Origin of the sequence: Actinospineispora acaciae DSM 45401 (assembly GCF_000620785.1) — a bacterium.
Taxonomy (GTDB): Bacteria; Actinomycetota; Actinomycetes; order Mycobacteriales; family Pseudonocardiaceae; genus Pseudonocardia; species Pseudonocardia acaciae.
The window spans coordinates 80,719-94,259 of the sequence record NZ_JIAI01000006.1 but is presented as its reverse complement, the minus strand read 5'-3'; the positions used below and the strand labels follow the sequence as shown (position 1 = coordinate 94,259).

Annotated in this window: 12 protein-coding genes; 4 read left to right on the top strand and 8 right to left on the bottom strand. The window is 74.4% G+C overall.

Annotation, left to right across the window (positions count from 1 at the left end):
* Positions 1-125 precede the first annotated feature (125 nt).
* Together N912_RS0126000 and N912_RS0125995 are read left to right on the top strand one after the other, a co-directional pair.
* On the top strand, positions 126-1,544 hold the full coding sequence (locus N912_RS0126000; RefSeq protein WP_028924696.1) for a sensor histidine kinase: 1,419 nt from the start codon (positions 126-128) through the stop codon (positions 1,542-1,544).
* Positions 1,541-2,470 (top strand): TAXI family TRAP transporter solute-binding subunit, encoded by a 930-nt coding sequence (locus N912_RS0125995; RefSeq protein WP_028924695.1) that lies wholly within the window; start codon positions 1,541-1,543, stop codon positions 2,468-2,470. The genes N912_RS0126000 and N912_RS0125995 overlap by 4 nt, the downstream gene beginning before the upstream one ends.
* A gap of 1 nt (position 2,471) precedes the next feature.
* Here N912_RS0125995 and N912_RS0125990 read toward each other — a convergent pair whose 3' ends face one another.
* Complete coding sequence (locus N912_RS0125990) at positions 2,472-3,359, bottom strand: EamA family transporter (RefSeq protein ID WP_245645425.1); 888 nt, start codon at positions 3,357-3,359, stop codon at positions 2,472-2,474.
* Between the two features lie 82 nt (positions 3,360-3,441).
* Between N912_RS0125990 and N912_RS0125985 the strand changes: the two genes are divergently transcribed.
* Positions 3,442-4,356 (top strand): LysR family transcriptional regulator, encoded by a 915-nt coding sequence (locus tag N912_RS0125985; protein WP_028924693.1) that lies wholly within the window; start codon positions 3,442-3,444, stop codon positions 4,354-4,356.
* Here N912_RS0125985 and N912_RS0125980 read toward each other — a convergent pair.
* The 5 genes from N912_RS0125980 to N912_RS54650 form a co-directional block, all read right to left on the bottom strand.
* Positions 4,325-5,611 carry a phenylacetate--CoA ligase family protein gene (locus N912_RS0125980; protein WP_028924692.1) on the bottom strand — a complete coding sequence of 429 codons (1,287 nt, stop codon included), beginning with the start codon at positions 5,609-5,611 and terminating at the stop codon, positions 4,325-4,327. The two genes, N912_RS0125985 and N912_RS0125980, sit on opposite strands and share 32 nt — an antisense overlap.
* Entirely contained in the window at positions 5,608-6,504 is an 897-nt protein-coding gene (locus N912_RS60695) for an epoxyqueuosine reductase (protein WP_051580804.1), read from the bottom strand. The genes N912_RS0125980 and N912_RS60695 overlap by 4 nt, the downstream gene beginning before the upstream one ends.
* A complete protein-coding gene (locus N912_RS60690; protein WP_051580802.1) occupies positions 6,501-7,490 on the bottom strand; it encodes an epoxyqueuosine reductase in 990 nt (329 codons plus the stop codon). Before N912_RS60690 ends, N912_RS60695 begins: the two co-directional genes overlap by 4 nt.
* Positions 7,491-7,603: 113 nt before the next feature.
* Entirely contained in the window at positions 7,604-8,455 is an 852-nt protein-coding gene (locus N912_RS0125965) for a PaaX family transcriptional regulator (protein ID WP_084211223.1), read from the bottom strand.
* Between the two features lie 45 nt (positions 8,456-8,500).
* On the bottom strand, positions 8,501-9,694 hold the full coding sequence (locus N912_RS54650) for a serine hydrolase domain-containing protein (protein ID WP_051580801.1): 1,194 nt from the start codon (positions 9,692-9,694) through the stop codon (positions 8,501-8,503).
* A 234-nt stretch (positions 9,695-9,928) separates the two neighbouring features.
* On the opposite strand from N912_RS54650, the gene N912_RS0125955 reads away from it, so the two are divergent.
* Positions 9,929-11,569 carry an ABC-F family ATP-binding cassette domain-containing protein gene (locus tag N912_RS0125955; protein WP_028924690.1) on the top strand — a complete coding sequence of 547 codons (1,641 nt, stop codon included), beginning with the start codon at positions 9,929-9,931 and terminating at the stop codon, positions 11,567-11,569.
* A 23-nt stretch (positions 11,570-11,592) separates the two neighbouring features.
* On the opposite strand, the gene N912_RS0125950 is transcribed toward N912_RS0125955, so the two are convergent.
* Positions 11,593-12,273 (bottom strand): response regulator, encoded by a 681-nt coding sequence (locus N912_RS0125950; protein WP_028924689.1) that lies wholly within the window; start codon positions 12,271-12,273, stop codon positions 11,593-11,595.
* Between the two features lie 22 nt (positions 12,274-12,295).
* Positions 12,296-13,495, bottom strand: a complete 1,200-nt coding sequence (locus tag N912_RS0125945) for a sensor histidine kinase (protein ID WP_051580800.1) — start codon at positions 13,493-13,495, stop codon at positions 12,296-12,298.
* Positions 13,496-13,541: the final 46 nt, after the last annotated feature.

Genomic DNA, 13,541 nt, shown 5'->3' with positions numbered 1-13,541 from the left:
CCCTGGTGCGAGGGCGGGCCAGGGCTGGCGGGCAGGTCGCGGCCGAGTACGGCTCGGCCGAGCGACCGGATCAAGCGGCGGCATCGCCGGAGGCGATTCGTGAACAACCCTCGGAGAAGATCACAGTGCGTCGCCGGCTGATCGCGGTGCTGCTGGCCTTCGCCGCGGTGGCGGTGGCGGGCTTCGCCTGGCCGTTGCTGGTCAGCGCGGCCGCCGAGCGCACCGGGCGGCTGCTCATCGACCGCACCGCCGCCCTTGACCGCTTCGCCGTGCTCGCCCAGCAGGCCGCCGCCGGCGGTGACGCCTCCGCGCTCACCGAGGACGCCACCGCCTACGCCCGGCTGTACGGGGAAGGCGTGATGGTCATCGACCAACGGCGCCGGCCGCTGGTCACCGCCGGGGACCTGCGCCCCGACGACCCGGCGCTCAAGCCGCTGATCGACGGGGCGCTGCGCAACGAGCCGGGCCAGCCACTGCCCCAGCTGCGCCCCTGGTCGAGCGAGGACGTCGTGCTCACCCGGCCGGTGGGCACCGGGATCCGGATCACCGGGGTGGTCGCGCTGCGGGTCTCGGTGGCACAGGCGGCCGCCGACGTGGCGCGGAGCTGGACGCTGATCCTGCTCGGCGCGCTGACCGCGGCGGCCGGGTTCGTGGCACTGGCGCTGCTGCTGGCCCGGTGGGTGCTGCGGCCGCTGGCCGGGCTGGAGCGCGGGGTGCTCGCCATGACCGCCGGCCACCAGGGCACCCACGTGCCCCGCCTCGGCGGCCCGCCCGAGCTGCGCGCCCTGGCCGAGTCGTTCAACCACATGTCCGACGCGCTGGCGGCGGCGTCGCGGCGCGAGCACCAGCTCGTCGCGGACGCGTCCCACCAGCTGCGCAACCCGATGGCCGCGCTGCGGCTGCGGCTGGACTCGTTGGCCCCGCGCATCGCGCCGGACGCCGAGACCGGCTACCGGTCGCTGGCCACCGAGGTCGCCCGGCTGGAGTCGCTGCTGGACGGGCTGCTCGCGCTGGCCACCGCGGACAGGGCAGCCGACAGGGCCACCCTCGGCACGGCCGACGCCGACGCCGACGACCAGCCCTGGTGCTTGCCCAGTCCGGTCGCGGCGGCCACGGTGGAGGCCTGGCGACCGGCGGCCGCGAACGCGAACGTGTGGCTGATCTGCGACGTGCCCGACGAGCTGAGCCCGGTCGCCTGCCCGCGCTCCGAGCTCGCCCAGGTGCTCGACGTGCTGCTGGACAACGCGATCCGCTACATCGGCCCCGGGGCCACCGCGACCCTGCGCGGCATCGAGGACGCGCACGCCGTGCGGCTGCGCGTCGAGGACGACGGACCGGGCCTGAGCGCGGAAGAACGACAGCGAGCCACCCAACGGTTCTGGCGGGCCAATCGGCACGACAACGGCAGCGGCACCGGGCTCGGGCTGGCCATCGCCGACCAGATGCTCACCGCCCGCTCCGGCACCCTGAAGATCGAACCCAACGACCCCGCCGGGCTGGTCGTCACGGCCACCCTGCCCCGGTCCGACCCGGAGGAGCCATGACGGTCCTCAACCGCCGCACCCTGCTCACCACCGCGGCGCTCGGGCTGGCCACCACCGCCTGCGGCACCGGCCCGACCCCACGCGACCTGACCATCGCCAGCGGCGAACCCGGCGGCTTCTACCTGGAGTTCGGCCAGCTGCTCGCGGCCGAGATCAACGCCGAGGATCCCGCCCTGCGCGCCACCGCCCAACCCACCACCGGCAGCCAGGACAACCTGGCCCGCCTCGCCACCGGACGGGCCCACCTCGCGCTGGTGCTCACCGACACCGCGCAAGCCACCGTCGCGGCTCGCACCCCGCTGCACGCGATCGGCCGGGTCTACGAGAACTACCTCCAGCTCGTCGTGCTGGCCAGCGGCCCCATCCACACCGTCGCCGACCTGGCCGGCCGCACCATCTCGCTGGGCGCCGAAGGCTCCGGCGCGGAGCTCACCGGACGGCGCCTCCTGGCCGCCACCGGGCTCCACACCGCCGTCACCGTCACCCACTACCCGCTCGCCGACGCCGTCTCCGAGCTGCGGGCCGGCCGCATCGACGCCGTGCTCTGGTCCGGCGGCGTGCCCACCCCCGCGCTCGCCTCGCTGGCCACCCAACGAGGCATCCGGCTGCTCCCGCTCGGCGAGCACCTGCCCGCCCTGCGCGCCGCCTACGACTCGACCTACGAGCGCGTCACCGTCCCCGCCGACGCCTACCCGCCCTCCCCCGAGACCACCACCATCGGCGTCGCGAACCTGCTCGTCTGCCGCCCCGACGCCGACCCCGCGATCGTCGCCACCGCCACCCGCGTCCTGGTCACGCACGCCCCCCGGCTGGTGCCGCAACAGGCCCTGGGCACCCAGTTCCTCGACCCGCGCAACCTGATCGCCACCGACGACATCCCGCTGCATCCCGCCGCCGCCAGCACCTACCGCACCCTGCACGGCTGAGCTAACCCACCTGCACAGGGACGGGACGCCGCCGGCCGGTGCGCTCGGCGCCGATGCCGGCCACCACGACGCAGGCGATGCCGAGCACGGCGCTGGGCCCGGGCACCTGGCCGAGCGCGATCAGGCCGATCACCAGCGCGATCGCCGGCTCCAGGCACATCAGGGTGCCGAACGCGGCGGTGGTCAGGCGGCGCAGCGCGAGCATCTCCAGCGCGAACGGCACCGTCGGCAACAGCACGGCGAGGCCCAGACCGGCGGCCACCAGCTCCCAGGTGAGGTGACCGAACGACGCAGGGCCGGCGATCGCGGTGGCGACCAGCGCGCCCACCGGCATCGAGATCGCCAGCCCGCGAACGCCGGACACCTCGTCGCCGACCCGCTGGGTCAGCAGGATGTACGCCGCCCACCCCACCGCGGCGCCCAGGGCGTACGCCACGCCCACCGGGTCCACGGCGCCGTGCCAGGGCTCGGTGAGCGCCACCACGCCGACGGCGGCCAGCACCGGCCACAGCTTGCGCCCGCCCCGCCCGCGCGCGACCGCCACCCCGAGCGGGCCGAGGAACTCCAGCGCGCTGGTCGTGCCCAACGGCAACCGCGCCACGGCGGCCATGAACAGCATCGTCATCCCGGCCGTCACCGCCCCCAGCACGACGCACGCCCACAGCCCCGACCGGCTCATCGCCCACGGCCGGGGCCGCACGATGACCAGCATCAACAGCCCCGCCCAGGCCAGCCGCAGCCACGCGACGCCCTCCGGCGGCAGCCTGTCGAACAGGCCGACCGACACCGCCAGGCCCAACTGCACGCACAACATGGCGGCCACCGCCATCGCCGCGCTGGTACGGGGAGCGGACCGACCGTCCGTGGACACGGTCACCGTGGAAGTCACCCGTCCAGTAGACACACGCGGATCGTCCACGTCCACTTGCTAATCCTGGACAAACCGTTCGCCAAATCATGACAATAAGACCGTGGACAGCCGCCGCCTGCGGTACCTGCTGGAGCTGGCCCGGCTCGGCTCCATGCGCGAGGTCGCCGACGCCCTCGGCACCACCACCTCCACGGTGTCCCAGCAGATAGCGGTGCTCGCCAGGGAGACCGGGACCGCGCTGGTGGAGCCGGTCGGGCGCCGGGTGCGGCTGACCCCCGCCGGGCGCCGGCTGGCCAGCCACGCCGTCACCATCCTGGCCGCGATCGAGGCCGCGCAGCTCGACCTGGACCCGGACGCCGAACCCGCCGGCACCGTGCGCGTGGCCGGATTCGCCACCGCGATCCGCCGGTCGCTGATGCCGGTCGCGGCCGGGCTCGCCGCCGACCACCCGAAGGTCCGGCTGATCGTGCACGAGCACGAGCAGGCCGACGCCGTGGCGATGCTGGCCGCCAACGACCTGGACCTCGCGCTGACCTACGACTACAACCTCGCGCCCGCCGCGCTCGGCGCCGGCCTGGACTCGACGCCGCTGTGGAGCACGCCGTGGGGCCTCGCCGTCCCCGCCTCGGACGCCGGTCGCGCCGGCCCCACCGACCCCGCCGACACGCTGACGATCTTCCGCGCGTTCCGGCACCACAACTGGATCGGCAACTCCATGAACCGGGCCGACGAGCACGTGGTGCGCACGCTGGGCTCGATGGCCGGCTTCACCCCGAGGCTGACCCACCAGGCCGACAGCCTCGACCTGGTCGAGGACCTCATCCTGGCCGGCTTCGGGGTCGCGCTGCTCCCGGCCGACCGCCCCACCCGCCCGGGCGTGCGGCTGCTCGGGCTGCCCAACCCCGAGGTGGTGCTGCGCTGCTACGCCGTCACCCGCCAGGGCCGCGCCACCTGGCCCCCGCTCACCCTGGTGCTGCGCCTGCTCACCGCTCGTCGCGGACCCGCATCGGCTTGACCTCTCCGTCCAGCCGCCGCGCGATGGTCCCTCGCTCCAGCACCGTGACGTCCGCCTTCAGCTCGAAGGCCGCCGAGATCGCGGCGCGCACCCGGGCGGCGACCGCCCCCGGCTCCGGGCCCGGCCGCTCGACCTCGATGTCGACCAGCAGCCGGTCGTCCAGCTCGGCGGTGACCACCCTGGCCAGGTAGTCGGCGACCGCGTCGACCCGCAGCAGCGCGTCCTCCAGGTCGTTGTGGTTGACGTTGACCCCGCGCACCTTGGAGAACCCCACCGTGCGGGCGGCCAGCCGCAGCTTGGGGAACATCGCGTACGGGCATTCGCAGTCCGGCTCCAGCGCGCCGATGTCGCCGGAGGACCAGCGCAGGAACGGGATGGCCGAGCCGGCGTGCAGCGGCGTGACCAGCACGGCGCCGACCTCGCCGGCCGGCAGCGGCTCGCCGGTGCCCTCGTCGACGATCTCCACCAGGAACAGGTCGGCCCAGACGTGCAGCCCGTCGTGGCGCTCGCACTCGGCGCCCATCATCGAGCACTCGGTCATCCCGTAGGAGTCGAACAGCTCCGCCCCGCCCCACATGCGCTCGATCCGCGCGCGCTTGGCCGGGGTCAGCGGCTCGGCGCTGGAGATGATCCGGCGCAGCGACGAGGACGACGGCTCGTGCCCGGCCGCCTCGGCCCGGTGCCCGAGGATGTTGATGTAGGAGCCGATGCCCATCCACACCGACGGCCGCAGCCCCATGAGCAGCTCCACCTGCACGTCGCTGGGGGTGTTGGCGCCGGAGCCGGCGAAGACGTTGCCGCAGCCGTGCGCGGACAGGGCGTGGCCGAACATGTGCCCGATCGGGTGCACGCCCAGGAAGGGGAACGAGTTGTGCACCAGCTCGCCGGGGCGCACGCCGGCCAGCCGCAGCACCCGGGTGAACGACTCGACCAGCGCCGGCATGTCCCGGCGGGCCTTCGGGTAGAACAGCGGGCGGCCGGTCACGCCGCCGCTGCGCCAGTACATCGCGATCTCGTCGTCGCGGGCGATGGTGACCTCGGAGGCGAACCGCTCGGCGGACAGCCCGCGCAGCTCGTCCTTGGTGGTGGGACGGATGCGCCGCCAGGTCTTCTGGTCGACGGCCTGCCCCTCGCGCGCGCCGGCCTCGACCAGCCTGGCCCGGAAGAACGGCGAGCGCCACGCGTTCGCCACCATCGGCCCGACCCTGGCCTCGCGCGCCCGCTCGACCTCCTCGGCGGTGGCCGGCATGCTCATCGCGTCTCTCCCCGTTCGGCCCGGGCCAGCCGCCGCATCCGGTCCAGCTCGGCGTGCTTCGCGGCGGTCTGCTCCGGGATGTGGTCCATCGCGGGCGCGAGCCGGGCGGCGTAGTCCTCCCCGACCGGGCAGACGTCCTGGCAGCGGGTGCACCCGGTCTCGATGCCGACCCCGCGCAGCAGGCTCTGCCAGAACATCAGCGACTCGGTGCTCGCGGCCAGCTCCCACTTGCGCTCCGGGTCCGGCTCGGCGGCGATCCGGCTCACGTGCTTGGCGAAGCTCGGGTAGTCGTAGGGCGCCGAGTGCGGCCGGCACGCCTCCACGTCCAGCCCCCACCGCCGCACCGCGCTGCCCGGACAGGCCAGCAGGCAGCGCCCGCACTCCTCGCCGAGGCACAGCCCGCGCCCGATCCGTGCCGAGGGCTCCAGCGGCGCCATGGTCACCACCGCCGAGAGGATCACCCTGGGCCCGAACCGGGGCGTGAGCAGCATCCCGTTGAGCCCCAGGGTGCCCAGGCCGGCCGCCACGGCGGCGTCGGTGAGCGACAGCGGGCCCTGCGACGCGAGGTCCTCCTGTTTGCTGCGGCTGGCCGACGCCGGCACCATCAGCGACGGGTGGCCGTCGTCCTCCAGCCAGAACATCAGGTCGAGCGTGATCTCCTCCAGCTCGGTCAGGCCCAGCTCGGTGGCGTAGTGGTGGCTGCGCGAGCGCGCGTCGCGGCGCAGCACCCCGCCGTAGACGAACCGCCGCGCCAGCACCACCACGGACCGGGCTCCGTTCAGCACCGCGTGCGGCGGATGCGGCAGGTCGGCCAGTTCGTCCGCGCTGGCCACCCCGGCGAGCTGGGCGCCCAGCTCGCGGGCGCGTTCGACGACGTCGGCGGTCCGGATCACGGTGTCGCCCTCCTGATCTCCGGGCGGTTGGACCGCCGCAGCCGCTGGTAGCCGATCGGGCCGATGAACCGGCGGTTCGTGGGCGGGTTGCCGGCGACCGTCTCGCCGCGCTTCTCCGCGCCGGCCATCGCGGCCAGCCGCTCGCGCTTGGCGTCGGTGTTCTCCGGGATGTGGCGGTGCTCGCGGGCCAGGTGCGCCTGGTAGTCACCGCCCACCGGGCACACCTCCAGGCAGCGCGGGCACACCCCGAACGACTCGGCGACGCCCATCACCGCGTGCCACTGGGCGCGGGTGCGCGGCCTGGCCATCACCTCGTCCACCCGCGACGGGTCCGCCAGCATCGGCCGCACCGTCTCGCGCAGGATGGCCGAGACGCCGTTGACCATCGCGGCCTGGCCGCACCGCCGCTTGTCCAGCGTCCACTGGTGCACCGCGTCGGTCGGGCAGCACTCCAGGCAGCGCCCGCAGCTCGGGCCGATGCACAGCTGCTCCACGATCCGCCGGTCCGGCTCCAGCTCCAGGTCGGTGAGCACCGCGCAGAAGTACATCCTCGGGCCGTACTCGGGGGTGAGCAGGTTGGCCTCCAGCCCGAACGTGCCCAGGCCGGCCTCCACCGCGAGGTGCCGGAACGACAGGTAGCCGTAGCTGCCCCGCTTCAGCTCCGGATCGGTCTCGTCCATGATCACCTGCAACGCCGTGTGGCCCTGCTCCTCCAGCCAGAACGACAGCCGGTACGCCATCCGCTCCAGCCGGCGGCAGATCGCGGCGTTGGTGTACGCGATGGCCCACCCGTGGTCGGACAGGAACTCCCCGACCGGCATCCGCTTGCCGAACACCACGCAGCTGCGCGCCTCGGGGAACAGCCGCTCCGGGACCTGGGCGGCCGTCGGGTCGGGCGGGTTCGCGTTCAGCGTCGCGCAGTCGACGATGCCGACCACGTCCGCCCCGAGCTCCCGCGCCTTCGCCTTGACCCGTTCGGACGTCATCGCACGCTCCTCCGAGCCCTATCACATAAGAGTGACGACCGTCACCACAGCATGATGCTCAGAGCGTGATCAGGTCAAGGGTCCGTACCACAACCCGTGAGTGGCTAGGGTCGCTATGACGGCCCTAGCCACTCACGGGTGCTGTCGCGGACGTGGGTCACGGCGGGTTCGGCCAGCGTGGCGTGCAGCCGGAAGAAGACCTCGGCGGCGCGGGTCCCCGACCAGTCCTCGGGCACCAGCTCGACCGGCAGCCCCGGGTCCAGGTACGGCATCCGGCGCCAGGCGTCGGCGGCCTGCAGGTGGTCGACGAACGCCGCCGCCGGGTCCACCCGCCGGCGCCGAGCCCAGGACGCGAGGACCGGTTCGTAGGCGCGCACGTACCCGCCGTACATCCGGTCCAGCCCGGCCAGGTCCCACCAGCTCGCCACCATCGCGCGCAGCTCGCCGAACGCCAGGTACCTGGCCTCGAACAGGCTCACGTACTCGTCCAGCCCGAGCCGCCGCAGCGCGCTCTCGGCCTCCTCCCGCAGGTGGGCGGGGGCGATCCAGACCCCGGACGCGGCGTTGCCGAACCCGAGCCTGGCCAGCCGCGAGCGCAGCAGGTGGCGCTTGTGCCGCTGCGCCTCGGGCACCGAGAACACCGCGAGCACCCAGCCGTCCGCCGGATCGGCCACCCGCCTGCGGTAGATCCGCCGATCCCCCTCGGCGAGCATCTCCCACGCCGAGGGCGAGAGCGTGTACCCGGCCACCGCCCCGACCCGCCGCGCGAGCAGCCAGCCGCCGCGCTTGAGCCGGGAGATGGCCATCCGCACCGACGCCTCGTCCACGTCCAGGCGCCCCAGCAGCCGGACCAGGTCGGAGACCGCCACCCAGCCGCCGACCTCCCGGGCGTACAGCCCGAAGAACGACACGATCAGGGACCGGGGCCGCTGCTCGACCCCGTTCGGCTCGGCCACGACCCGCATCCTAACCACGGATCGGTGACGATCGTCAGTGTCGTTGGACAGGGATCAGTCCACGATGGCGGCGGTGACGAGGGTTTTCATCCACTGGAACGCGCGCGAGCGGTCGGTGCGGTTGGGGGTGTGCGCGCACAGCACGGCGCACAGCTCCTCGCGCGGGTCGGCCCACCAGTAGGTGCCGCCGGCGCCGGGCCAGGAGTACTCCCCCGGCGAGCCCGCGGTGGTGGCCAGCCCGTGCCGGCGGCGCACCGTCACGCCCAGGCCGAACCCGTGGCCGGCGTAGCCGGGATCGATCTCGCCGATGAGCCGATCGTCGGTGTCCGGGCCGAGGTGGTCGGCGGTCATCAGCTCGACGGTCTTGCGCCCGAGGATCCGGGCGTCGCCGAGCGCGCCGCCGCCGAGCAGCGCCTGCGCGAACCGCAGGAAGTCCCCGGCCGTGCCGACCGCGCCGGCCCCGCCGGACTCGAACCGCGCCCTGGACAGGTCCGGCAGCGCCTGCGGCCGGCCGGTGTCCGGGTCGCGCGGCAGCGCGGCGGCGTACCGCCCGGCCGCGCCCTCGGGCACGCCGAAGCCGGTGTCACGCATGCCGAGCGGCCCGAACACCTCCTCGGCGAGGTGCTCCCCCAGCGTCCGCCCGGTGATCGACTCGATGATCAGCCCGAGCACGTCGATGCCGAACCCGTAGTGCCACATCGCCCCCGGCTCGTGCAGCAGCGGGCACCCGGCCAGCCGCCCGACGAACTCCTCCCCGGTCAGCGCGGTCATCCCGTCGCCGAACGCCTCCTGGTAGGCGCGGTGCACCGGGGTGTCCCCGCGCATGCCCTCGACCATCCCGTTGGTGTGGCGCATGAGGTCGAGGACCGTCGGCTGCCGCGCGCTCGGCACCCTGCGCCCGTCCGCGCCCAGCAGCTCGCGGTCGGCGAGCTCCGGCAGGTGCCGCGCGACCGGGTCGGCCAGGGCGAGCCGGCCGCGCTCGACCAGGACCAGCGCCCCGGCCACCGTCATCGGCTTGGTCATCGAGGCCAGCCAGAACAGGGTGTCCGGGCGCATCGGGTCACCGCCGACCGGGTCCCGGTGGCCGACCGCCGCCAGGTGGGCCAGCCGGCCACCCCTGGCCACGGCGATCACCGCCCCGGGTATCCGACCGGCGGCCGCGGCGGTCTCGAAGGTCGCGGTCAGGCGCGCCAGCCGTGCACCGGACAGGCCCACCTCCTCGGGCTCGGCAAGGGGCAGCGCAGGCATGCCCTCAGCGTCGCCGTGATCAAGCCGCCCCGCAAATGGGTCGCGACACACCGGCGAGCGCTCGCGTGCCCGGCCCGGGTATGCTGACTTCGATCGCGACGTAAGGAGACCGGACGTGATAGGGGACGACGACATCTCCGGGTGAGCCCCGGAAGCGATGTCCTCACCTACCCCTGGTCCCTGGTCGGGCGGTGCTGTGCCCGCCCGCCTCCCCACCGCGAGGTTTCGTTCTCCATGCCCGAAGCGTTCATCATCTGTTCCAACCTGTCCTTCTCCTGGCCGGACGACGTGCCGGTCTTCGACGACCTGTCCTTCACGGTGGTCGGCGGCCGCACCGGCCTGGTCGCGCCGAACGGCGCCGGCAAGAGCACGCTGCTCAAGCTGATCGCCGGCGAGTACCCGCCGACCGGCGGGACGGTGTCCGTGCACGGCGTGACCGGCTACCTCCCGCAGACCCTGCCGCTGGCCGGCGAGCTGACAGTGGCCGAGGTCCTCGGCATCGCGCCGGTGCTGCGCGCGCTGGCCGCGATCGAGTCCGGGGACGCCGCCGAGGAGCACTTCGCCGCGGTCGGCAACGACTGGGACATCGAGGAACGCACCCGCGCCGAGCTGGACCGGCTCGGCCTCGGCGACGTCACGCCGTCGCGGCGGCTGCACACCCTGTCCGGCGGCCAGGTCGTCTCGCTGGGCCTGGCCGCCCAACTGCTCAAGCGGCCGGACGTGCTGCTGCTCGACGAGCCGACCAACAACCTCGACCTGGACGCGCGCCGCAGGCTCTACGCCGTGCTCGAGGACTGGCCCGGCTGCCTGCTGCTGGTCAGCCACGACCGCGCGCTGCTCGACCGGATGGACCGCATCGCCGAGCTGGAACGCGGCGAGCTGCGCTACCACGGCGGCAACTTCACCGCCTACGAGCGCGCGGTCCAGGCCGAGCGGGAGGTCGCCGAGCGCAAGGTCCGAAGCGCCGAGCTGGAGGTCAAGCGGGAGAAGCGGGAGATGCAGCAGGCCCGTGAGCGCGCCGCCCGCCGCGCCGGCACCGCCGCCCGCAACGTCGCCAACGCCGGCCTTCCCAAGATCATCGCCGGCGGGCTGAAGCGGCGCGCGCAGGAGTCCGCGGGCAAGGCCGACGACGTGCACGGCGCCCGGCTCGGCGACGCGAAGGCCCGCCTCGACGAGGCCAGCCGCGCCCTGCGCGACGACCAGAAGATCGCCCTGGAGCTGCCGGACACGAACGTGCCCGCCGGCCGCACCGTCTTCCTGGGCGAAGGCATCCAGGTCCGCTACGCCGACCGCCCGCTGTTCGCCGACGGCGGCGCCGACCTGGCCGTCCGAGGCCCCGAACGGATCGCCCTGACCGGCCCCAACGGCGCCGGCAAGTCCACCCTCCTACGCGTGGTCAACGGCGACCTGACGCCGGAGTCCTCGACCGAGCTCAGGCGCGCCGACGGCCGGATCGCCTACCTCTCGCAACGGCTGGACCTGCTCGATCTCGACCGCACCGTGCTGGAGAGCCTGGCCGCCGCCGCGCCCGCCATGCCCCGCTCGCGGCGGATGAACGTGCTGGCCCGGTTCCTGTTCAAGGGCGACCGCGTGCACCTGCCCGTCGGCGCGCTGTCCGGTGGCGAGCGGCTGCGCGTCACGCTGGCCTGCGTCCTCTACGCCGAGCCCGCCCCGCAACTGCTCCTGCTGGACGAACCCACGAACAACCTCGACCTGGTCAGCATCGCCCAGCTGGAGGGCGCCCTGGCCGCCTACCAGGGCGCGTTCGTGGTGGTCAGCCACGACGAGCGCTTCCTCCGCGAGATCAACGTGACCCGCTGGCTGCGCCTCGACTCCGGCCGCCTGCTGGAGGCGGCGGCACCCGACGACGCGTGACGCCGCCAGCATCAGACGGGCACTCAGCCGGCCGGGTCGGGTGGTTCGACGAGGCGGTGCCGGTAGGCCAGTGCCACCAACTGCGCGCGGTCGCGGGCGCCGAGTTTGGTCATGGCGCGGCTGACGTGGGTCTTGGCGGTGGCGTGGCTGATGGTGAGGGTGGTCGCGATGTCGGCGTTGCTCAGGCCGTGGGCGACCAGTCCGACGATCTGCCTCTCGCGGGCGGTGAGCTGGGCGAGGACGTCCGGGTTGAGCCGTGGGGTGGTGGTGCGGGCGGTCAGTTGGGCGATCAGCCTGCGGGTCAGGCCCGGGGACAGGAGTGCCTCGCCGCCGGCGACGACGCGGATGCCGTGCAGCAGCTGGCGGGGCTCGGTGTTCTTGATCAGGAACCCGGCGGCGCCGGCGCCGAGCGCCTCGATGACGTACTCGTCGTGGTCGAAGGTGGTGAGGATGAGCACGTGGACGCCGGCGAGGTCGGGGTCGGCGGCGATCTCGTGGGTGGCGCGCAGGCCGTCGACCCCGGGCATCCTGATGTCCATGAGCACGACGTCGGGGTGCGTCTGCCTGGCCAGCTCGACCGCGGTGGCCCCGTCGGCGGCCTCGCCGACCACGACCATGCCGGGCTCGGAGTCGATGAGCACCCGGAAGCCGCCCCTGACCAGCGCCTCGTCGTCGGCGATGAGCACGCGGACGGGCTCGGTCATCTCGGGCGGGTGCACGCGGACATCATTGCGGGTTCGGCAGGGGCAGCTCGGCCCGTACCTCGAAGCCGCCGTCGGGGTGCGGCGCGGCGGTGAGCCGGCCGGACAGTGCGTGGGCGCGCTCGCGCATCCCGTCGATGCCGTGCCCGCACGGTTCGGCGGCGGTGTCGGTGCTGTCGGCGGTGGCGCCGTCGTCGCGGACGTTGATGAGCAGCCGGGACGGTTCGTGGGTCAGGGTGAGCCGGACGGTGCGCGCCTCGGCGTGGCGCAGCGCGTTGGTCAGCGCCTCCTGGATGATCCGGTAGGCGGCCAGGTCGACGGGCGCGGGTAGCGGCCGCGGCTGGCCCTCGACGCGGCGCTGCACCCGTAGGCCCGCCGCCTCGGCCGTGTCGAGCAGCTCGGCGAGCCGGTCGAGCCCGCCCCGGGGGGCGCGCGGCTGCTCGGCCGGGGCGTCGGCGCGCAGGATGCCGAGGATGGACCTGACGTCGGTGAGCCCTTCGTCGCAGATCGTCTTGATCGCGGCGAGCGCCTCGCGGGCCTGACCGGGGCGCCTGTCGATGACGTGCAGGCCCACGCCGGCCTGCACGCTGATGGTGGCCATGGTGTGCCCGAGGACGTCGTGCAGCTCGCGCGCGATGCGCAGCCGCTCCTCGACCGCGAGCCGGCGGGCCCGCTCCTCGCGGGTCTGGGTCTCCCTGGCCAGCTGGGCGCGGGTGGCCGTGAGCACCGCCCGGTAGTAGCCCACGGCCGCGCCGGAGCTGCCCGCGGTGGCCGCCAACAGCACCGCGATGGGGACCACGCCGACGGCCTCGGTGTCGGCGAGCACCACCCTGATCGCGACGATCCCGCCCGCCGAGGTGAGCACCACACCGGCGAGCCCCCACCGCCAGCCCCTGCGCGCCGCGAGCGTGTAGCAGCCGATCAGCGGGGCCAGCGTGACCAGCCGCCCGGGGTAGGCGCCGAGGAACCAGACGACGGGCACCGCGTTGAGCACGACCAGCGCCGAGACCGGGTGGCGGCGGCGCACCGCGATCGAGGCGGCGAGCGCCACGGCCAACGCGAGTGCCCCGGCGTCCAGCGGGCGGGGGTTCGCCACCGACAGCGGGCCGACCCCGGCCACGGCGGCGGCGAGCAGCCCGACCGCCACACCGGTCCCGAGCCCGGCGTCGGCCACGACCGGCGACGGCGCGCGGCGGCGCACCGCCTCACGCAGGGTGCTGACCATTGCTCCCGCCCTCGCTCCAGGCGGCACGCGCCGCACCGGGTCCATG